This window comes from Thermococcus sp. PK (assembly GCF_000430485.1).
Taxonomy (GTDB): Archaea; Methanobacteriota_B; Thermococci; order Thermococcales; family Thermococcaceae; genus Thermococcus_A; species Thermococcus_A bergensis.
In genome coordinates this window covers 212,578-233,516 of sequence record NZ_KE387149.1, presented here as the reverse complement: position 1 = coordinate 233,516, position 20,939 = coordinate 212,578, and the positions used below count along the sequence as shown (strand labels likewise).

Sequence of the window (20,939 nt, the reverse complement as noted above, 5' to 3'; positions counted from 1 at the left end):
TCTGGGGATCACGACAACCACCTGAAAGAATTCAGCAAAAACCCTAATAAAGGTTACTATAAACACGCCCCCAAATCTGGAAAATTTTATAAATGTAAAATTCCCACATCAAACACCAGATATGGTCACTGTTGTGGGGGGAAAGGGCATGAATCTGGACTTCTTGTTCTATCCGAAAAGCGTTGCTGTTATTGGGGCATCAAACAAAGAGGGAAAAATTGGAAACGCTATAATGAAAAATCTCATAAACTTTGGTTTTAAGGGCAAGGTTTATCCGGTAAATGCTAGGGAAACCGAAGTCATGGGGCTTAAAGCGTATAAAAGCGTTTTAGAGATACCGGAAGAAGTTGATGTTGCAGTTATAGCGATTCCCGGGAAGTTTGTCCCTCAGGTGCTTGAGGAATGTGGTCAGAAAGGAGTAAAGGGGGCTGTTGTAATCTCTGCAGGCTTTAAAGAGGCTGGAAACGTAGAGCTTGAGGAGAAGCTCGTTGAAGTTGCGAGAAAATGGAACATAAGAGTCGTGGGACCCAACTGTTTGGGCATCACAAATATTGAAAACGGCTTCGACTGCACATTCAATCCACCGGAAAGGCAAGCAAGACCGGGATTTGGTGGAATAGCCTTTATGAGCCAGAGCGGTGCCTTTGGGGCTGCTATCCTCGACTGGGCTGCAAGACATGAAGTCGGTATGAGCAAATTCATAAGCCTCGGAAACATGGCAGACCTTGATGAGAGCGACTTCATGGAGTATTTGAAGGACGATGAGGCCACTAAGGTTATCACGGCATACCTTGAGGGAGTTAAAGATGGACGGAAGTTCTTTAGAGTTGCTAAAGAGACTACCAAAAAGAAGCCCGTGGTTATCCTCAAGAGTGGAAGAACCGAAGCTGGGGCAAAAGCTGCAGCGAGCCACACGGGAAGTCTGGCTGGGAGCTATGCCATTTATAAAGCCGCTTTTGAGCAGACAGGGGTTTTAGAAGCGAGAAGCATGAGACAGCTCTTTAACTATGCTAAAGCTTTAGCAATGCAGAAGCCAGCAGAAGGAGACAGGGTGGCAATAGTTACCAACGGTGGCGGAGCTGGAGTAATGATGAGCGATGGAATTCTTGAGGTAGGATTAAAAATGGCCGAGCTCAGTGAGGAGACCAAAGAGAAATTCGCCAGGGCGATAGAAGAAGGAAAGCTCCCGTACCACATGAGTTACAGGAATCCCATCGACATAATTGGAGACGCTCCCTCTAGCAGATATGAGATTGCTATGCGCTATGCTTTAGAGGATGAGAACGTTGATGTTTTGGTTGTTATAGCTCTCTTCCAGAGCCCGGCTTTAGATGAAGGCATCGTGGAAAAAGTGGGCGAAATGCAGAAGTACGGAAAGCCAATAGTTTTCATAGCTCCCGGTGGTGAATTCCCGGAGAGGATGGCGAGAAGAATAGAAAAGACAGGAGTACCGGTTTTTGAAACAGTCGAGGATGGGGTTGATGCGGTTTACGCTTTGGTCAAGTACGGGCGGTATCTTAGAGAGACGATTTAGGGTTGCCTTGGGGAAAACTTTATATTTTTATTTTCCACTTTTAGACCATGCACGGTGATTGCTTTTGGCTTTGGTGATGAAATCTGGATTCCTCTTTTGGTTAGTTTGATTTCTGGAGGTGTTCTGGATGGAATTTGAGGTAACTCCATGGGAAGTAAAGGGTGTAGTAGATTACGACAAGCTTATCAAGGAATTCGGAACGACGCCGCTCACCGAAGAGCTGCTTGAGAAGACCAAAGAGCTTACCAAAAGTGAGCTTCCGATATACTTTAGGAGGAGGTTTTTCTTCTCCCATAGAGACTATGACTTGGTTCTTAAAGACTACGAAGAGGGTAGAGGCTTTTTCCTCTACACGGGGAGAGGCCCAAGTGGGCCGATGCACATCGGACACATAATCCCCTTCTTTGCAACAAAATGGCTTCAGGAGAATTTCGGAGTTAACCTGTACATTCAAATAACAGACGATGAGAAGTTCCTCTTCAAGCCCAATCTAACCTTTGAGGAGACTAAGAAGTGGGCGTATGAAAACATTCTCGACATCATTGCTGTAGGCTTTGACCCGGACAAGACGTTCATCTTTCAGGATAGCGAGTTCACCAAGATATATGAGATGGCAATTCCGATCGCAAAAAAAGTTACCTACTCAATGGCAAGGGCAGTTTTTGGGTTTAACGACCAGAGCAAAATCGGAATGATATTCTATCCAGCAATTCAAGCTGCGCCTACTTTCTTTGAGAAAAGGCGCTCCCTTATCCCGGCAGCCATTGACCAAGACCCATATTGGAGAATACAGAGAGACTTTGCCGAAAGCCTGGGATATTACAAAGCAGCCGCTCTGCACTCAAAGTTCGTCCCCGGTTTGATGGATTTGGGAGGCAAAATGAGTGCCTCAAAGCCAGAAACTGCCATTTACCTCACAGACGACCCGGAGGAAGCAGGGAAGAAAATATGGAAGTATGCCCTAACCGGAGGAAGGGCTACGGCAAAAGAGCAGAGAGAACTTGGAGGAGAGCCAGATAAGTGCGTTGTGTTCAAATGGCTTGAGATATTCTTTGAGCCCGATGACAAGGCCTTACTTGAGAGGTATCATGCATGCAAGAATGGAGAAGTACTGTGCGGTGAGTGCAAGAGGTATCTGATAGAGAAGATCCAGAACTTTTTAAGAGAGCACCAGAAGAAGAGGGAAGAAGCCAAAAAGCTTGTTGAGAAGTTTAAGTACACCGGAGAGCTGGCTAGGGAGCAGTGGGAGAAGGCTATCCCTGAGCCTCTAAGAAAATAGTTTTTCTTATTTTTCAAAATTTTGTAAGCTTCTGTAATGGTTTATAAGCTCTGAGTTGCAATTTTAGTTGGTGATCACATGATTCGCCTGCCATTTAGAGACACGTTTTATGAAGTTAAGCCAAGCAAGATAATATGCCTTGGAAGGAACTACGCCGAGCACGCAAGAGAACTTGGGCATGAAATTCCCAAAGAACCGGTAATCTTCTTGAAGCCTCCTTCTGCCCTGATAGGGCCTGATCAAACGATAATCCTGCCGAGAAGGAGCAACCGTGTTGACCATGAGGTTGAGCTTGCCGTGATTATAGGAAAGAGGGGCAAGAACATCCCACGGGAGAAGGCCATGGACTACGTTCTGGGTTATACCATCTTAATGGATATAACCGCTAGAGACCTTCAAGCGGAAGCAAAGAAAAAGGGCCTTCCCTGGACTGTGGCGAAGGGTTTTGACACCTTTGCACCCATAGGGCCGAGAGTTGTTGATAAGAGGGAAATAAACGTTGACGACCTTGAAATCGGTCTCAAGGTTAACGGTGAAGTAAGGCAGCTCTCAAGGACGAGCAAGATGATATTCAAGATAGACGAGATAATAGAGTATGTCTCAAGCATAATGACCCTTGAGCCCGGAGACATTATAGCCACTGGAACTCCCGAAGGCGTTGGCCCTCTAAGGCACGGCGATGTTGTGGAGGCGTGGATAGAGGGGATCGGCGTTTTAAAGGAAGAAGTCCTTGCCGAGCGCTCGATTCTCTGCTGAGCTATTTCAGATTTGTTAAATTCTCTTTCCGCTTTTTACGTAAGCCGCTTCACTTCCTATGTTCCTTGCATGGTCGCTCATCCTTTCGAGGTGTCTGATTATCAGGGCTTCAACGGCGGTGCACTTTGTCGTCTCCTGGTTGAGCCTCTCCAGAGATTCCATGTAAATTTTATCGACATCATTGTCCATTTTGATAACCTCACCGACGAGGATCTCATTTTTGTACATAAAAGCGTCTATAGCCATCCCTACCATACTCTTAACGATTTTGAGGGTTTCTCTTGCTCTTTCGAATTCGCAGTCGAGTCCAGTTATCTTAAGCGTCCTCTCTATCTCCATTGAATAGCGTGATATCCGGTAGAGATCGTAGCTGACGTCTATGGAGGCTTGAATGTACCTTAGATCAGAGGCCATCGGTTGGTACCTTATGAGGAGCTCGGTGCCTATATCGAGAAGCTCTTCCCTTAAGAGCCGCAATTTGCTTGATTTTTCCTCTAGGCTGTTGATCTTTCCCTTCCAGAGGTCTTCGACTGCATTGAGGCCTTCAATTGTTGTCTCGCTCATTTCCTTCAGGATTTTATCTACCTGTTTCAGGCCGATATCGAGTAGCTTCCTCATCCTAAAACCCCCGTAACATATTTTTCAGTCAGTTCATGTTCAGGATTCTCGAACACCTTCTTAGTTGGACCTGTTTCGATCAATTCGCCCAGATACAGGAAGCCAACATAGTCGCTGACCCTCGCGGCTTGATGAGGCGAGTGGGTTACCAAGATTATCGTGTAGTCCTTTTTGAGCTCGAAGAGGAGCTCTTCCACCCTGGCCGTTCCAACCGGATCTATGTTGGCCGTTGGCTCATCCATGAGTATTATTCTGGGCTTCATCGCGAGAGCTCTCGCTATGACGAGCCTTTGTCTCTGGCCGCCCGAGAGGTTGGATGGGTAATCCCCCAGCCTGTCCTTGACCTCGTCCCATAAGGAGGCTTTCTTTAGTGCCCATTCCACCCTCTTATCCAGCTCCTCTTTTGAAGAGACGAGTTTATTCAGCTTAACCCCGAGGGCAACGTTGTCATAAATGGTTAGATGCGGAAAGGGATTTGGCTCCTGAAACACCATCCCCACGTTTTTTCTGATCTCTATAGGGTCAACGTCCTTTGAATAGATGTTTTTGCCATATATCCTTACCTCACCCTCTACCTTGGCCTCTTCTCTAAGTTCGATTATCCTGTTTAACGTTCGTAGAAACGTTGACTTTCCACAGCCGCTCGGCCCCATCAGGGCGAAGACACGTTTTTCTGGTATCTCAAGGCTAACGTCCTTTATAACGTGGTTGTTGCCGTAATAGACGTGAAGATTTTTGGTTTCGACGGCGTTCATAATTTCACCTCCTTTAGACTTAACCTAAGGGGAATGAACATGGCCAAGAATATCAGCATCAAAACCAGCGATGCCCCCCATGCCATCTCGTGATCAGCCTTGCTTGGGCTCTGAACGAGCTGGTATATTAAAAGGGGTATCGCTCCGGCTGGTTTTGTTAGTGAGATTGAATAACTCTCATAACGTCCTCCAACTGTGAAGAGGAGTGGTGCCGTTTCTCCAGCCACCTTCGCAACTCCCAAGAGCACTCCGGTTAGTATACCACGCTTCGCCATGGGCCCGAGAACCCTTATCAAAACTTTAAACCTCGTCAGTCCAAGCGAGTAGGCAGCTTCTCTGTAAGTTGAAGGTATCTCGCGCATGGCCTCGTGGGTGTAGATGGTCACGTAGGGAGTTAGGATGGTCGCCAATCCCAGCGCACCAGCTAAAGCAGAGTAGGTTCCCATAGGGACGACTAAAATCTGCATTACAAATACTCCAACGAGGATCGTCGGGAACTCGAGCATTATTTGGAGTAGAACTTTCACCCATCTCCCAAGCGTGCTGTTTGGGAACTCGTAGGCGTAGAGGCCGACGAAAAACGCTATAGGAACACCCAGGAGAGTGGCCAAAAACGTGAGGAAAAATGTGCCAACGATAGCTGGCCCGATTCCACCCTCCGAGAGCGTTCCGAGTAGAAAGTTCATTCCTCCCTTGGACAGCGTTTGGAACCCTTTCTCAAATACGGTAAAAATGATGTGTAGGAGGGGTAACACTGTGAGGAACGTCAAACTACTTATGAGTGCAAGAAATAGTTTCTCTTTCCCCTTCCTCAATTTAAATTCTGACATTCTTCTCCCACCCCCTCATGAGTTTTAGCCCGGCTAAGTTGATGAGCAGGCCGATCAGAAAGAGGGCCAATCCGGCGGCGTAAAGGGTTGAGGTCATGTATTTGTAGATGAAGGCGTTGCCGAACTGATTCGCTATGAGCGATGAGATTGTATAGCCGGGGGCAAAGAGTCCCCAGGTTATGTTGAACGTGTTCCCTATAACGAGGGAAACGGCCACTGTCTCACCTATGGCTCTTCCGAACGCTAAAATTAGACCAGAGATTATCGCGGGCTTTATATAGCCAAGCAAAATCTTTGTCGCCTCATACCTCGTCGCCCCGAGGGAATATATGGCTTCTATGTAGGCCGTTGGTACCATGGAGTAGGCTTCTCTTATTATTGCGGAAGCAAAGGGGGTCACCATTATACCCAGGAGAACTCCCCCGGCCAAGTAGCTGTATCCGGTAACGGGAGGGTAGGAAAAGAAGGGGATGAAGGAGAGGTGATCGTAAAGTGGGGCCATCACGTGATCTCTCAGGAATGGAACGAGAACGAAAGCCCCCCATATACCGTAGATTATGGTGGGTAAACCAGCCATGATATCTGAGGTGATTATCAGAGCGTTCTTTATTCTCTTTGGGGCGTACTCAACGACGAAGATCGAATAACTTATGGCAAGGGGTAATGCTATCAGTACCGCTATGAGCGATGTGTAAACGCTTCCCCAGATGGCTGATACCAGCCCGTAGTTCTCCTTTGATGCCTCTTCAGCGGCGTTCCATATGTTGTTTATGTAAAGCCCAATCCCAAACCTTTTTATGGCTGGGAGGGCGTTTATAAAATACGTTACAAGCATTCCTGCAAACAGAATGAAGACAAGTGCCACAGCGACCATTGCAACCGTCTTGAATCCATCCCACTTCATCTCTCATCACCGATCCTTTGCAGACGTTTGATCGAATTTTTCACGGAATCGAAGCTTGAAAACCTTCTAATCTCCAATACAGCATACTTCGGCTTTGTGTTTTTGACTAACTTTTCCACGTAACCCCATCCCATCGAACCCTCACCCGGTGGCAGATGCTCATCCGATCCTCCGTGGTTGTCGTGGATATGTACTTCAAGAACGTTCTCCCCTGGAAGGAGGAACTTCTCGAGTGGATAGCCCAATTTAAATGCTGTTAGAAGGGCATGCCCTAGGTCAACGCACGCCAAGACCCCGTACTCCCTGAAAGAGGTTATCTCGTGGGGAAGTACCCCAACCTGTGATCCCGTTAAATTCTCGATGGCCAACCTTATGTCGTAATCCCTGGCTACGAGGGATACCTCCTTGATCTGTTTCATTGTGTTGATGTAGGCATCGTGGTAGCTCTTCCTGATTTCTCCTCCATGGAGGACAAGAATCTTCGCGTTGAGTTCGTTGGCCACTTTTAGCACGTTTTTCATTGTTATAATGTTACTCCTGCTGTATCTTCCAAGATCGACCCTTACGCCCTTTGCGTCTGAAGTTGGGGCGTGAACTGTGAAATCGACGCCGAGACCTAGGAGGTTCTTTAGAATTTCTCTGTTTATTCCATTTTTATTAAGGACGGGAATGTCGTCAAAGTTAAGCTCCACAAGACCTATCCCAAGTTCGTCTATAGAGAAGCCCTTTCCACTCACCTCCCTGACGATGTGGGAGTTCAGACCAACCTCCATGACTATCACCAAAAATAAAAGAATAGGAGCTCAGCCGGTCTCTATCATATCAACGGCCTTCAGTCCTATTTGAGCTACTTCAGGAGGAAGTCCAACGTAGCCCGGCGCGATGTTCTCTTTCTTCTGCCCCTCTGTCAGAACCCACCTGAGAAACTCTTTGATTGCTTTGGCCTTCTCCTCGCTGTAGTGCTTTCCTCCCTTGTTCTGCCACACGAGAGCGTGGGTGAATGCAACTATTGGGTAGGAGTTCTCGCCGGGAGCGTTCATGAGTTGGGCTGTATCCTCTTTATAACCCTCCGTTGGGTCAGGAATGAAGGATTTAACTCCGGCAACAGCTGCCTTAATGGTCTCATCTGTCGGTTTTACAAAGTTTCCGGCTTTGTTTTTAATGGCAGCAACGTTAAGGTTCTCCTCTATCGCGAAAGAGAGTTCGGTGTAGGCTATGCTATATTTTGTGTTCTTTAGAACTTGAACAACACCGGGGTTGCCCTTTCCACCTATGCCCCTTCCGAGCTTGTCAACAGGCCAGTCAACGAGCTTTCCAGCCCCGACCTTCTCCTTCCACTCAGGACTTACGAGGGAGAGGTAAGTGGTGAATACCGCGGTTGTTCCACTTGAGTCGCTCCTGTGGACGACGATTATCTTCTCGTGTGGGAGCTTAACATTCGGATTTAAGGATTTAATTGCTGGATCGTCCCAATACTCGATGTCTCCCATAAATATCTTTGCCAGAGTCTCCCCGTCAAGTTTGAGCTCGCTAACGCCGGGGACATTGTAGGCAATAACAAGGGCTCCAACTGCCCATGGGAACTGCAGCGGCTGATCACCGGTCTCGAGGAACTTCTTCCATGTTTCCTCTTTCACGGGTGGGTCGGTTCTTCCTATATCAGTCAGTCCATTGAGAAAAGCGTCCTGTCCGTGGCCACTTCCACCACCCTCATATTCTATCTTAACGTTGGGATTCCCCTTCATGTAAACGTTGATCCACTTTTGCACCTGGTACTGAGGGAAGGTTGCCCCTGTTGTGCGAATCGTTATAACCTGGGAAGTTTGGCTTGGTGTTGAGTTTGAGTCGATACATCCTGCAGCAAACACACCCGCCAAAACCACAAAAACCAAGAGTGTAGGCAGTATTTTCTTCATGGCTTTCACCGAAGTTTGCTTGTTCTCTTGAAATATAAAGATTTCCGAAATAGAATATAGAATAATCAATAATCTATATAGATATATACACCATGGTTCCCTAAAGGGTTGATTGGATCTAAGGACACCGAAAATTATGAGATAACATACGCGTGAACTTTTAAGCCTCCGTGTCCTATAAGCCGGTGGTGTTTGATTTTGAAGCCGTTCTCGGTTATGGCCTTCTCTATCGCCTTTTTTTCGGTTGTTATGAAAACTCCCCTCTTTTCAAGGACTTTTGAGAGCTCGCTAAAAAACTTCATATAAAGCTCTGGTATCATGCTCTTTCTTCCTATCTTCAGCCCGTAGGGGAGGTTGCTTATGGCAAAATCAACACTTTCGATGTATTGAGAGAGCTTCGTGGCATCTCCATGAATAAACTCAATCTTATCAAGCACTCCAGCCGCTAGAGCGTTCATTTTTGCACCGGTTAAGTGTTTTTTGTATTTTTCAATGCCGATAATCCTTCCCTCGTAGTCCCGCAGGGCAAGCTCAATTAAGATTGTCCCGCTCCCGCACATCGGATCTACAACACTTCCGCCATCAAGCTCTGCGAGTTCTATCATTGCGTTGGCTATACTTGCCTTTAAATGGGCTGGGTGGTCGTAAACGCGCCAAGGCCTCTTGTGGAGCGAGCTGTCGCCGGTTGTGTCTATCCCTAGGAAGAAGACATCATTAATGACCTCTGCTCTGAAAATTACTGAGGGGTGGTCTAGGTTTACTTTTGGTGTCCCGATCTTTGAAAGCTTCTCGTATATAGCGCTCCCCACGGTTTTCGCAATATCTACACTTGTAAACTCGTGCTCTCCCTTTCTGAAGCTCCTGACTGCGAAGCTCTCACTTACCTTCACGTAATTTTCGATAGGGGTGTTGAGTACAAAATCGTAAATCTCCTGAAGGGCTTTTTCTTTTTCCGAGCTGTTAAGCCTCGTTGAGGAAATATGGAGGATAACCCTGTGCAAAAGCTTGGAATTTTCGTTCAAAAATGAGGCTATCTCAAACTCTCTCTTTTTCCTCTTTTCATCAAAATAATATGCCTCTTCAATCTCCGCTGCTATTCTCCCTTCAACTCCAAAGGGCTTCTCTTCCACTTTCCCATTTAAGCCGGCTTTTTCAGTAAGGGCTTCAACTTCTCTCTTCGCTAGGTCTTCAATCCCCTGCGAGGTTGTTAATATGAACTTCATTCCCCATCACTCCAGAATTGCTACTACGCCCTTCCACTTCCCCCCAAAGCACTCGCTTGCGATGACCTTTTTCTTTGTTATTTCCTCGAGGAATTTTATTGCAGAGTCGCACTTTTTAAATCCTGTTGCTATCCCCACTGTGAGCCCTTCAATCTCTCTAAATCCAACCCGCTTCTTGTTATCGGGGGTTAACTTCTCTCCATATCTCCAGAGTATCCTCCTTGGGTCTAAGAGGTGCTCTTTCTCGATTTCGTCGAGAATTTCTTCAAAATCCCGGATGAAAGACTCTTTTTTCTCTTCTTCTTTTCCAAAGAGGGTAAACCTTCCAGTCTGCCATTCTCTCAGCAAATAGCGGGCAGTCTCTTCCAGATTAACTTTGCCCCCTTTCTCCAGGAGCCCTTTCTTCCTGCCAATGGCTTCAAGAATCTGCTCCTCATTCTCAAACTCGTCTATGCCGTATTTTTCGGTAATTGCTTCTTTTCTGGTCTCCAAAACCCTTTTTATAAGCTTTAGTGCTGGTTTGACAGGATCTTCAATCTTGTCTGCCGGAAAGCCGCCCCTAATAACGAGTTCGTCAAAGTCATCAATTGGGACGACCCCCGGAGAATCAACTAACCATATCTTCTTTGAAAGTCTAATAAGCTGCTTTCCTTTTGTATACCCCGGTATCGGTGCTGTCCCCACAGCGTGCTTACCTTTTAGAACGTTTATTATTGTGCTCTTCCCAACGTTGGGATAGCCTACTAGGACAACTTTCACTTTTTCTTTGCCTTCTTCGAGGAGTTCTTTTGCAAGCTTCTTTATCTCCTTCCTTAGAATTCCTGTCCCAGCTCTCTCCCTTGCACTGATGAACACTATTGGAATGTCCCTGTGTTTTCTTTTGTACTCTTCGGCCCACTCTTTGGGGACTAAATCGGCTTTGTTCATCACTATGAGAAGCTTCTTCCCTTCCTCTTGGACGAGGTGTTCTACTTTTAGGTTTCTCGTCCCAATTGGGTCTCTTGCATCGACTACCTCTACTATAATGTCTCCCTCTTTAATCGCTTCTTTCACAATTCTCCACGCCTTTTTCTGCTTCATCTCTTATCACCGTTATCTCGAATATTACTGTCCCTCCATTTGTATATGGTGGTCCAGGATCGAGGCACTGCACATAAGCTTTTTCCCCTTTACCGAGTCCTACTTCTGAAGCCTTAATTCCTTTTCGCAGTGCCACTATATATGGGAGGAAAGACGCAAATGCATGAGTGCAGATGGCATCTGTCTCTTTTAAGTTGACTTTTGGCCCTTCTATGACTATCTTATCGCCTACCTTAAATACAGGGCACTTCCCTTTAATCTCTACAGCTTTTATTATTAGCTTTTCCACTTGTTACCACCAAAAGGTAAATAAGGAATAAAGCCTAAAATACTTACTAGGAATTTTATATTGAGAATTAAATATTATCCGGTGGTGCTGACCGTGGCGGAAGATATTGAAGAAAAAATACGGCGCTTGAGAGAATTGGGTAGAGTTTCTGTTGAGGAAAAAGAAGAGAAAAAGGCCCCCACTCCTATTGCAGGGCCTTCTCCTCCCAGAAAGCCTTCGAGATTAGGAAGGCTCAGGGAAAAAGAAAGACGTAAGAGAATCATTATAGGTGCATCTATCATTGCTGTCATCATCATTGCTGTTGTTATTGGATTATATACCACATATCAAAATCGTGCCGCAAAACAGCTTCAAGAGGCTAAACTTGCAAAGATTAATGAAGTCAACCAGTATTTTACCGGGGAGCTTGAGAATGATCCTATGAAAGCCCAGCTGATAAATCAAATTAACCAGGCAAAAAGTATAGACGAGCTTGAAAAGATAGATGTCAAGGCAATAGCAGAGCAAAGAAAAGCTCAACTGGAACAAGAACGTCTTCAGAGGGAGTTCCAGCAGGCAAAAGCTACAAAACTGACGCAAATAGAGCAATCTTTTGAACTTCTTCTTTCTCAGCCGCTCCCAGAGGATATAAAGAGTGAGGCTGTTCAAGCTTATAACCAATTAAAGGAGAGAGTTAATTCCGCAAAAACAAAAGATGAAGTATCTTTAATTGACCCCAACCCGTACTTGCTCGAGCTATGGAGAAAATATTACTACTACCTCATAGATAACACACCTACACAAAAGGTTATCCTCAAGAAAGGAACAGAAAAAAGTGTATACACAAAAACAGAGGCAAAGTACATACTCAGCAAAGTTACAGATTTTACCGAACTTCTCCAGTACACAATAGAGAAAGCTGAAATGGTGCAAGTTGCTTTGGTCTTACCAAGGGAGAACGTTAATGGTGCCTTCCTTTCCTCAGGAGACAAGATAAAGATCTTTGCCCAAATAAACTCCACAGTTATTAGGAAGATAGCAGATGAAGGATATGTAAATATGGTTCTCTTCCTGACTGATTCCGGTGTAATTGCAATATCCGAGTCACAGCAGGAAACTAAGAATATACAAACAACTTCGGATACATCATATTCGGATAGCTACTCTGAGAACTATGCTCCAGGAGACCAATCAATCTCTTACGAGCAGAGTACAGAGGAAAGCCATTCCGTAAGCCAATCAAGCTCACAGACGATAAGTGCATCTTACACTTACAATGTGAAGCTAAACGAGATATTAAAGGCCATTGCGGCCAACAAGATTGCCGCAGCTGATGAAGTTAGGGAACAGCTCTCGAGATACAAGCTGAACTTGTTTGACCTTGAACAAAGCACTGGATTGCTGGCTACAGACCCCACTGCTAAAGTTTTGGTAATAGTTGAAGTCCCGGCAGAATTCGTTGAAGACCTCCTTAAGTATAGAAACGCCCTCTATGTAACAAAGATTACTGGGTGATTGGGATGGTAAGGAGGATACTTTCGCTTTTTTTCCTTGTTTTGCTAGTTTCGGGGTTAGTTAATGCGCAAGAGAGTGTTAGTGCATCCGCCACGGTTGATTTAAACGTTACCTTGGTTAATGCTGGCCCATTTTACAAATTCGTTTTAATAAATCCTGATTACGAATACACTCTGGTTAGAAAAGGTGGAGAGATTGGGATTGTAAACAACATGGGGTTCTGGATTGCCCCGTATGAAACGCTTCAGGTGAATGTGAGGATTAGTGAACCTTTATCTGCAGCTGCGGTAAGTGGAGTGGAAGGGCCAAACCTGTTTTATGACCCTATTTACCCCGAGCTTATTCTTTATCCTCAGAAGTACTATGCAGTTGACACATTCTTTATTTCAGACGGCTATGTGAAAGTGCTTAAATACAGCGGAACGGTCAAAGTAACAATAGAAAATCCCTCACCGGAAAATACAAAATATATTGCCATAGGACTACCAGTACTCTTTGAAGGGGCTGAAATGAGCGACTTCACCCCAGAGTACACAATGAAATACAGTGAATATGTTGATACGGTCCTTTCTCAATACGCTCAATACGTTAGGGAGTACATGCCTAGGTATTTGGACAGAACATCTGAAGAAAGCTCAGATGCTCTCTCAAAGCTTTCTTCTAGGATAGTTGTTTCCTCTGGAACTGGTTTACTTTCAGGGAGTAAAGGAGAACCAGAGTTAGTTAAGACATCTAAAAAACCTGAGCTAAAATTTGATTATCCGGTTTGGATAGTGTTTTTAGGTAATAAGCTTGAAATCACCTATAACGTCAAATGGGAAAACCTCATGAGGGTGAGTGAATTTGGAGGAGAAAAAGAAAAAACGTTCAGGCTTATCATGGATAGAAGAGATCTTAAGTGAAGAAGCGGCTCCTTTAGAAGATATAATAAAAGAAGGACGAAGAGAAGAAGAGAAACCTAAGGCCAAGGAAGAACTATCCCCCATTGTGCCAGAAATTAAAACTCCTTCGAGATCCTTATCTGCTGAGAGCAGGGGAGGGAGTAGCTTAGAGGAGATTTTGAAGTCCACAAGAGGCTCACCAAGAGTTCCCCTTCCCACATATTATGGAGAGGAAGTGAAGGTTCTTGATGTATATGGAAATGTGAGGATCCTTAGAGTTAAGGGGGAGCCCATTCCAATCTATGAAATACGCCTTCCAAAATTGAGTGAAGAGGAAGAAAAACTCGTGAAGATCGTTAGGGATAGGGCAATTGCAGAGATACAAATAGACCCCGAGAGCATTCCCGATCCGGAGGAGAGAAGAAGAATATTTGGAAGGGCTGTAAAAAGCATAATGCGTGAACTTGCTCCGGCTATCTCCGAGGCAAGAATGGAAGTTCTTGTAAATTTGGTCGTCCAGAACATGATAGGTTACGGAAAACTCGATCCCCTGGTTAGAGATGATAACCTGGAAGAAGTCATGGTAATAGGAACGAGAAGACCAGTATACGTGTGGCACAGAAAGTTCTACATGTGTAAAACTAACATCTTTTTTGATGACGAGAGGGAGATATTAAACATTATTGAACGTATAGCAAGGCAGGTTGGAAGAAGAATTGATCAGCAAACCCCGCTCTTAGATGCTCGTTTGCCCGACGGAAGTAGAGTAAATGCGACCATTAGGCCGGTTAGTTTAGATGGGCCTACGTTGACCATAAGAAAATTCAAAAAAGACCCCCTTACGATAATTGATCTCCTGAAGTACGGCACATTTAACTTGGAAGTTGCGTCTCTGCTTTGGATTTTTATTGATGGTCTTGGAGTGAAGCCCGCAAATGTCCTCGTTGCCGGAGGTACCGGTTCGGGTAAGACTACTACTCTTAACTCACTGGCAATGTTCATTCCCCCCAGTGAGCGTGTCATAAGTATTGAAGATACAGCAGAACTTCAACTACCAATTGAACACTGGGTAAGGCTTGAAACAAGGCCTCCGAACATAGAAGGAAGGGGAGAAATAACCATGGATGATCTCGTCAAGAACACTTTGAGAATGCGTCCGGACAGGATTATCGTAGGTGAGGTCAGAGGACCAGAGGCAAGAACAATGTTCACGGCAATGAACACGGGTCATAATGGAGCGCTTTACGACTTCTCGGTTATCCAGCTCTCTAATGGGAAATTCGTGCTTATAGGAGATTTGGTTGAGGAACTCTTCAAGAAGTATTCTGATAGAATTGAGACATATAAAGACCTTGAGTACATAGTACTCGATGAAAAAGATCGCTTTGAGGTCGTTAGCGTCGGCCCAGACCTAAAAGCGGGTAAGCATATTGTTTCAAGAGTTTGGAGAAGGAAAGTCAGAGAGGGAGAAAGGCTGATGCGCATAAAGACAAGAACGGGCAATGAGGTAATACTTACCAAGACTCATCCATTCTTTGTATTCTCCAAGGGGGATGTCGTTAGGAAAGAGGCGGAGAAACTTAAAGTTGGAGATAGGGTTGCTGTAATGATGAACCCTCCTAAGCCGCCTCAGCGCAGGGCAATTGTGGACCCCAGCATTTATGTAAAAATAAGTGATTACTATCTCGTCCCCAATGGGAAGGGAATGGTTAAAGTTCCTAACGAAGGTCTTCCTCCTGAGAAGGTCCAATATCTGTCATCGGTAAATTCACACCATGTGAAGTTGATCAGGGAGGTTGATGAAAAGCTCTCATATATCGCTGGAGTTATTCTTGGCGATGGATATATATCCTCGAGGGGATACTACATCTCTGCTACATTTGACGATGAAGATTACATGGAGGCGTTTGTAACTGCGGTTTCGAAGTTTATACCTAACTACGTACCCCGCATGAAGAATGATGGAAAAAGCACAGTTGTAACTGTTGGTTCGAAGATTTTCGCTGAAATGCTTTCGAGGATATTTGGAATACCTAAGGGTAGAAAATCTGAGACATGGGATGTTCCGGATGTTGTTCTCTCAAACGATGAGCTCATGAGGTACTTTATAGCTGGGCTCTTTGATGCCGATGGATATGTGGATAAAAACGGACCCTCCATAATTTTGGCTACTAAGAGCGAAAATGTGGCAAGAAAAATCTGGTATGCTCTCCAAAGGCTGGGGATAATAAGCACAGTCTCCCGTGTAAAGAACAGGGGCTTCAAAGAGGGCGAAATATTTAGGGTAATCATAAGTGGAGTTGAAGACCTTACTAAATTCGCAAAATTTATCCCTCTACGCCATTCAAGGAAAAGGGCCAAACTTATGGAAATCTTAAACACCAAGAAGGCATACCGTGGAAGAAAAACATACAGAGTTCCGATATCAAGTGAAATGATAACCCCCATCCGCCGGAGGTTAGGACTGACAGTTGCAGAGCTTTCAAAGCTGGCCTCCCATTATGCAGGAGAAAAAGTTTCTGAGAGCCTTATCAGACATATAGAAAAAGGAAGGGCTAGGGAAATAAGGCGGTCTGCACTCAGAGGCATTGCCCTTGCTCTTCAGCAGGTGGCCAAAGACATCGGCGATGAAGAAGCTTGGGTAATGGGGAAGAGACTCCAACTGATAGCCGAAGGAGATGTCTATTGGGATGAAGTTGTAAGTGTTGAAGAAGTCGACCCGAGAGAGCTAGGTATTGAATACCTCTATGATCTCACGGTAGAGGACGACCACAATTATGTTGCCAATGGAATACTGGTGTCAAACTGTATGGGCACGATTCACTCTAACTCAGCTAGAGAAACAATAGTAAGGCTTGAGAGCCCGCCAATGAGTGTTCCAAGAATTATGATTCCTGCTTTGGATGTCATCATAATGCAGGTGAGGTTCAACAACAGAAAGAAAGGAACAATAAGAAGGATTACAGAGATAGCGGAAGTTTCCGGAATAGAAGGAGAAAGCGTTCAGCTGAACACCATCTATAAGTACAATCCGGCAAAAGACGAGCTCTATCCAACTGGAGTGCCAAGTAGGTTCCTGAACCAGCTTGCAGAGCATACTGGTTTAACAATGGAGGAACTCCTAGAAGAGAGGCTGAAGAGGGAAGTTGTCCTCCAGTGGATGGTAGAGAAGGGAATAAGGAGCATAGAAGAGGTTGGACACTACATTAGAGAATTCTACATTGATCATGAAGAGTTGCTGAGAAGAATAGAGAGGGATGCCTCAATTGAGCTAACTGAAAAAGTTAGAACAGTCATCTAGGGTGAGAAGACTTGGGAATAAAAGAAAAAATCCTTGGATTCTTTGAAAGGCTGGGTGAAAAAACTATAGAGGTTAGCGAACGCCCTATTTCGAGAATTCCTAGAACATTGACTCTTCAGGAGAGACTTCAGCTTCTGAAAAAACTTCAAGAGGAAGTCTCTCAGGAAAGAGAAGAAAAATACGAAAAAGAACTTGAAGAGATTGTTGAATGGAGAAAAAAAGAGCTGGGGAAATCTTTCACTCATAGATTCTCGGAATTCATGCTTAGGCACTTTAGGGGCCCGGTTGAGTCATTTACCAGGTCTATAAAGGGACTTGACTATGATCTCCTGAGGGCTAACATTAAAATGAGTAAAGAGCAGTTCGTTGCATTGATGCTGGGTGTTTCCATTTTCACTGCAATTTTTGCTTTTTTAATGGGCGTTCTCCTCCTCATGCCAGCTGACATCTCCCTGATGCTTGGGATACTTGGCTTTATTGGTGGTTTCCTGTATATGAGGAACTACCCAAGAATAGTCTGGCGAAGAAGGGTTGTAGAGGTAGAAAAAGCCCTTCCATATGTTTTGAGACACATGGCATCGCTTTTGAGTGCTGGAGTTGGTATAGCTGAGGCAATGGTATCGGTTGCCAATGCGGATTATGGACCCATATCCGAGGAATTTGACCTCATGATAAGAGACATGCACGGAGGAACCTCCTTTGAAGATGCACTAATGAGGTTTGAGGAGAGGATGGCGTCCGAAAACGTTAGTAGAGTTGTAAAGCAGATCCTTAGGGCCACAAAATTCGGTGGAAACTTGGCGGATATTCTCTACAAACTTGCTGAGGACTTTTCCTTTGAATACCGGATGAAGCTCGTGGAATACATCCAAAAAGTAAACGGTGTCGCCTTTGTCTATATGTTCATAACCATAATAATGCCCACGTTATTCGTTGTGGCTATACTGGCTGCTTCTTTAATGAATAGGGGGCTAGCGATGCCTGTTGAGGGATTGGCAGTCATTCTGCTGTTTGGATTTCCGGCTATTTCAACACTAGTCGTATTTATGATAAAACGTAGTGAGCCGAGGTGATTAAATTTGGCCGAAATTAAATTCCTCCGACCTCTTGCGAAGGCCCTTGAAAAAGTACTTCCCCAGAGGTGGGTTAGAAGATATGAGCTCTTTTTGTATTCAGCGGGAATATCATTTTTGGCGCTTGAATTTTTGCTGGTATCTTTACTACTGGCATCCGTTGTAGGGGTAATAGTTTTCATTCTGTCTCCAGTCAAGATCTACGCAATTCCACTATCTCTTGCGGTGTTTTTGGGAATTGCGTATGTTTATCCATACTACCTCCTATCCAAGAAGATAGAAGACATGGAAAAAAATCTTCCCGATGCGTTCTTCTACATTGCAAGCTCTTTGAGAGCAGGTGTTTCTTTCTCAGAGGCTTTAGAGGAAGCTTCAACTGCGAGGTTTGGGGCATTGACGGAAGAATTCAAGAGAACCGTGCAGGAGATAAAGAAGGGCAGATCAACAATAGAAGCTCTAAAAGCTTTTGCAATAAGAAATAGGAAATCTTCGATAATTTACCGCTCTACGATGATTATCTTGGAGGCTTATGAAAGAGGAGCCCCAATGGCGGATGTGCTTGTGGCAGTTGCCAACGACGTCCGTGAAATACTGAGAATAAAAAAGGAGAGGAAAGCTTCGACTGGAATGCAGGCAATGTTCTTTATAATTGCAAGTGGGTTCATAGGGCCAGCTATCCTAGGAATTGTTTCCCAAATTATGAATAGCATGAGTTCTCCCGAAATGGGGTTTACTCTGCCCTTAGAAGCGATAGGAAATATTTCCCTTGCGTTCGTGGCAATACAGGCCATAGTTTCAGGCTTGGGGATTGGAATAATAAGAGAAGGGAAGTTCTCCGCAGGCTTCAAATACAGCGCAATGCTGGCTATACTTGGAGAGATAATATTCCTTGTGGCTACCAGGGTTCAGATATCAGGCTTCATGTGATTCTGGCTTTGCCTTTTCTATATCCACTATTTCCACTTCAAATATTACTGTTTTCCCTGCCAATGGGTGGTTGAAGTCTAAAGTAACGCTTTCTTCTGTAATTGCTGTTATCCTTGCTATTCCGCTGTCGGTCATTATGTATGCTCCCTCGGTGGGTTCTATGCCGGCCTTTTCAAACTCACTTTTTGGAACGTCAACTATCAAGTCGTCTCTTGGCATTCCGTATCCTTTTTCTGGAGGGATTGTTATGATCTTCTTTTCTCCGACTTCCATTCCTAACAGAGCTTCATCTATTCCAGGGATGAGTTCACCAACACCAACGTTAGCTCCAAGAGGCCCATATGTCCTGTCTTCCACATAAATGCCGGCTTCTTTAGCGATATCCTCATAAGTAGTATCAAAGATTTCTCCATTCTCAAATTTTCCAATGTAGTTAAAAACCACGAAATCTCCTTTTTCAACTTTCATTTTTTCACCAACCAAATTTCTTCGAGTGTAACTCCTCCGCGGCCTTTATAACATTTTTGGTCAGCGTTATACAATTTTGTGATAAGGTATATATAGGAATTCGCTCTAATTACTATTAGGTGACCTTATATGGGAGAATTTGCGGAAATGCTTGAAAGAGAATTTAGTGGGTTAAAAACAAGAGAGATTTACTCAACAAAACTGGGCGATAGGTCTATTGAAATAATTGAAGTAGAGGCAAAAGGTTCTAAATTCCTTGTCATGTTCCAGGATGAACTGAAAAAACATGAACTGCATAGATGGTCTTTGATAATTACAAGTGCTAACAACACGAGGACGATTCAGGGAATGGATAAACTAGACACTTTAAAAATGAGAATTAAGGAGAATGTAAGGGCGATAATTGAAGGCATGTGATTGACTCTCGCTAGAGCCTCTTCACACTTGAAAACCCAATCACAGTGAGTTAGTCTGCAAGCTCGGCCTTTCCAAGAGCAAGTTCTCGATCCTCATGTATTCTATGAGGAAGAAAGGCCTTATCTGAAAGTTTTTGCGGTTCTTGGGGGTTGAGAAATCCCGACCCATTTCGCTTGTTCAGCTCAAGGACCTCAAATAGGACAACATATAAAGGGTAAGCAGAATGGTCATGTTCATGCAAGCTTGGTTCCCACCTCTTAATACGACAGCCCACTTCCTACTTTTCCTGTAATTCTTATCAGTTTTTCTGCTGGTTGGGACACAGAATTAGGACCTAATGTTAAAGCGCTCGGCCAAAACTTCTCGTACGAATAGTAAAAGCCTCTTCCTCAAGGTGAAAATATTTTCGTCCTCCCATAACGCCCTTTGGAAATAGGCTCCCTATTATTAATCCCTCAGACTTCAGTTTTGCACTAAAGGATATTAAAGCTCCTCTGGAAGGAGATAGTATACATAGTGTGGTCTGTTGGTGAATTCATCGATGTAAATCACTGTTCCGTTCTTGGGTGGTTTGAGGTAGTGTACCTCCCCTTTTTTAGTTGTTATTGCAGCAAATGCATCACTTTTTCTAACTCTATTCCCGACCTCTGCGATTATACTTGAAACGTATCCTTCTACGGGTAGGAGCATTAGTTCATCCCCTTTGTAAAGTCTTATTTCTGTTCTTCTATCTGGCAATACTATTATCACATCACAAATCATTCTATGCTCATATTTGTCTACATAGAAACGAAATCTGTCATAGACTTCTTTTTTCATGAATTTTGCTTTTTTTACATCTATAAAAGCAGGAAGTTTTTCCTCTTTCTTTAACCTCACTTCTATGTTTTTCTGAATAATTATACAATCTATCTTCGCCTTATCATCCTCCACACATTCCTCAGCAGTGCTCTCAACGAAAAGCAGTGGGATTTTTTCCATATTTTCACCCAGGTTTTCTCCCGTTATGGGCGTGTTTAGTTTCACCCCCTGTTATTTAAACAGTATTTGACTCTGAGGAGGATTTTCAGACCATAACACATTACCCCAAGCAGGATTCGGGTTACAGTAGTCTTTTCAGAAAACAGGGGATCCTACTGCCAAACCACGTTGTAAACGCACCCCAGAACCCCTCATGAGGATTCCTATGCCTGT

Annotated in this window: 20 protein-coding genes; 9 read left to right on the top strand and 11 right to left on the bottom strand. The window is 44.4% G+C overall.

Translation table 11 applies throughout. The features are described from left to right. Window positions 1–148 precede the first annotated feature (148 nt). The 3 genes from THEPK_RS03130 (at window position 149) to THEPK_RS03120 (ending at window position 3,569) form a co-directional block, all read left to right on the top strand. Window positions 149–1,534, top strand: coding sequence for an acetate--CoA ligase family protein (locus THEPK_RS03130; protein ID WP_042698255.1), 1,386 nt, complete (start codon window positions 149–151; stop codon window positions 1,532–1,534). Between the two features lie 127 nt (window positions 1,535–1,661). Continuing rightward, entirely contained in the window at window positions 1,662–2,813 is a 1,152-nt protein-coding gene (locus THEPK_RS03125) for a tryptophan--tRNA ligase (protein ID WP_042698253.1), read from the top strand. A gap of 78 nt (window positions 2,814–2,891) precedes the next feature. Beyond that, complete coding sequence (locus tag THEPK_RS03120) at window positions 2,892–3,569, top strand: fumarylacetoacetate hydrolase family protein (RefSeq protein ID WP_042698249.1); 678 nt, start codon at window positions 2,892–2,894, stop codon at window positions 3,567–3,569. A gap of 15 nt (window positions 3,570–3,584) precedes the next feature. Here THEPK_RS03120 and THEPK_RS03115 read toward each other — a convergent pair whose 3' ends face one another. From THEPK_RS03115 to THEPK_RS03075, 9 genes are all read right to left on the bottom strand, one after another. Further along, window positions 3,585–4,187, bottom strand: coding sequence for a phosphate signaling complex PhoU family protein (locus THEPK_RS03115; RefSeq protein WP_042698246.1), 603 nt, complete (start codon window positions 4,185–4,187; stop codon window positions 3,585–3,587). Then, window positions 4,184–4,945, bottom strand: coding sequence for a phosphate ABC transporter ATP-binding protein (locus tag THEPK_RS03110; RefSeq protein ID WP_198011303.1), 762 nt, complete (start codon window positions 4,943–4,945; stop codon window positions 4,184–4,186). Before THEPK_RS03110 ends, THEPK_RS03115 begins: the two co-directional genes overlap by 4 nt. After that, complete coding sequence (pstA, locus tag THEPK_RS03105; RefSeq protein WP_042698241.1) at window positions 4,939–5,772, bottom strand: phosphate ABC transporter permease PstA; 834 nt, start codon at window positions 5,770–5,772, stop codon at window positions 4,939–4,941. The genes THEPK_RS03110 and pstA overlap by 7 nt, the downstream gene beginning before the upstream one ends. Then, window positions 5,759–6,676 (bottom strand): phosphate ABC transporter permease subunit PstC, encoded by a 918-nt coding sequence (gene pstC, locus THEPK_RS03100; RefSeq protein WP_042698238.1) that lies wholly within the window; start codon window positions 6,674–6,676, stop codon window positions 5,759–5,761. The genes pstA and pstC overlap by 14 nt, the downstream gene beginning before the upstream one ends. Further along, entirely contained in the window at window positions 6,673–7,449 is a 777-nt protein-coding gene (locus tag THEPK_RS03095) for a sugar phosphate isomerase/epimerase family protein (protein ID WP_042698236.1), read from the bottom strand. The genes pstC and THEPK_RS03095 overlap by 4 nt, the downstream gene beginning before the upstream one ends. 30 nt (window positions 7,450–7,479) lie before the next feature. Then, entirely contained in the window at window positions 7,480–8,592 is a 1,113-nt protein-coding gene (gene pstS, locus THEPK_RS03090; RefSeq protein ID WP_042698233.1) for a phosphate ABC transporter substrate-binding protein PstS, read from the bottom strand. A gap of 134 nt (window positions 8,593–8,726) precedes the next feature. After that, window positions 8,727–9,815, bottom strand: a complete 1,089-nt coding sequence (gene trm14 / locus THEPK_RS03085) for a tRNA (guanine(6)-N2)-methyltransferase (protein ID WP_042698230.1) — start codon at window positions 9,813–9,815, stop codon at window positions 8,727–8,729. A 6-nt stretch (window positions 9,816–9,821) separates the two neighbouring features. Further along, the gene (locus tag THEPK_RS03080; protein WP_042698227.1) at window positions 9,822–10,895 is read right to left on the bottom strand and encodes a YlqF/YawG family GTPase; all 1,074 of its coding nucleotides are present in this window, start codon (window positions 10,893–10,895) and stop codon (window positions 9,822–9,824) included. Continuing rightward, window positions 10,852–11,184, bottom strand: a complete 333-nt coding sequence (locus THEPK_RS03075; protein ID WP_042698224.1) for a TIGR04076 family protein — start codon at window positions 11,182–11,184, stop codon at window positions 10,852–10,854. Before THEPK_RS03075 ends, THEPK_RS03080 begins: the two co-directional genes overlap by 44 nt. A 93-nt stretch (window positions 11,185–11,277) precedes the next feature. On the opposite strand from THEPK_RS03075, the gene THEPK_RS03070 reads away from it, so the two are divergent. From THEPK_RS03070 to THEPK_RS03050, 5 genes are read left to right on the top strand one after another with little or no spacing between them, the layout of a single operon-like run. Next, entirely contained in the window at window positions 11,278–12,678 is a 1,401-nt protein-coding gene (locus THEPK_RS03070; RefSeq protein ID WP_042698221.1) for a DUF515 domain-containing protein, read from the top strand. Between the two features lie 5 nt (window positions 12,679–12,683). Next, entirely contained in the window at window positions 12,684–13,580 is an 897-nt protein-coding gene (locus tag THEPK_RS03065; RefSeq protein WP_042698219.1) for a hypothetical protein, read from the top strand. Then, the gene (locus THEPK_RS03060) at window positions 13,522–16,860 is read left to right on the top strand and encodes an ATPase, T2SS/T4P/T4SS family (protein ID WP_042698217.1); all 3,339 of its coding nucleotides are present in this window, start codon (window positions 13,522–13,524) and stop codon (window positions 16,858–16,860) included. Before THEPK_RS03065 ends, THEPK_RS03060 begins: the two co-directional genes overlap by 59 nt. Window positions 16,861–16,871: 11 nt before the next feature. Beyond that, the gene (locus tag THEPK_RS03055) at window positions 16,872–17,933 is read left to right on the top strand and encodes a type II secretion system F family protein (protein WP_042698214.1); all 1,062 of its coding nucleotides are present in this window, start codon (window positions 16,872–16,874) and stop codon (window positions 17,931–17,933) included. 6 nt (window positions 17,934–17,939) lie between these two features. Continuing rightward, a complete protein-coding gene (locus THEPK_RS03050) occupies window positions 17,940–18,860 on the top strand; it encodes a type II secretion system F family protein (protein ID WP_042698211.1) in 921 nt (306 codons plus the stop codon). On the opposite strand, the gene THEPK_RS03045 is transcribed toward THEPK_RS03050, so the two are convergent. Then, on the bottom strand, window positions 18,846–19,328 hold the full coding sequence (locus THEPK_RS03045) for an FKBP-type peptidyl-prolyl cis-trans isomerase (RefSeq protein WP_042698208.1): 483 nt from the start codon (window positions 19,326–19,328) through the stop codon (window positions 18,846–18,848). The two genes, THEPK_RS03050 and THEPK_RS03045, sit on opposite strands and share 15 nt — an antisense overlap. A 129-nt stretch (window positions 19,329–19,457) precedes the next feature. Here THEPK_RS03045 and THEPK_RS03040 point away from each other — a divergent pair, with 129 nt between their 5' ends. Next, window positions 19,458–19,745, top strand: a complete 288-nt coding sequence (locus THEPK_RS03040; RefSeq protein WP_042698205.1) for a hypothetical protein — start codon at window positions 19,458–19,460, stop codon at window positions 19,743–19,745. A 483-nt stretch (window positions 19,746–20,228) separates the two neighbouring features. On the opposite strand, the gene THEPK_RS03030 is transcribed toward THEPK_RS03040, so the two are convergent. Beyond that, a complete protein-coding gene (locus THEPK_RS03030; RefSeq protein ID WP_042698199.1) occupies window positions 20,229–20,726 on the bottom strand; it encodes a DUF2118 domain-containing protein in 498 nt (165 codons plus the stop codon). Between the last annotated feature and the right edge of the window lie 213 nt (window positions 20,727–20,939).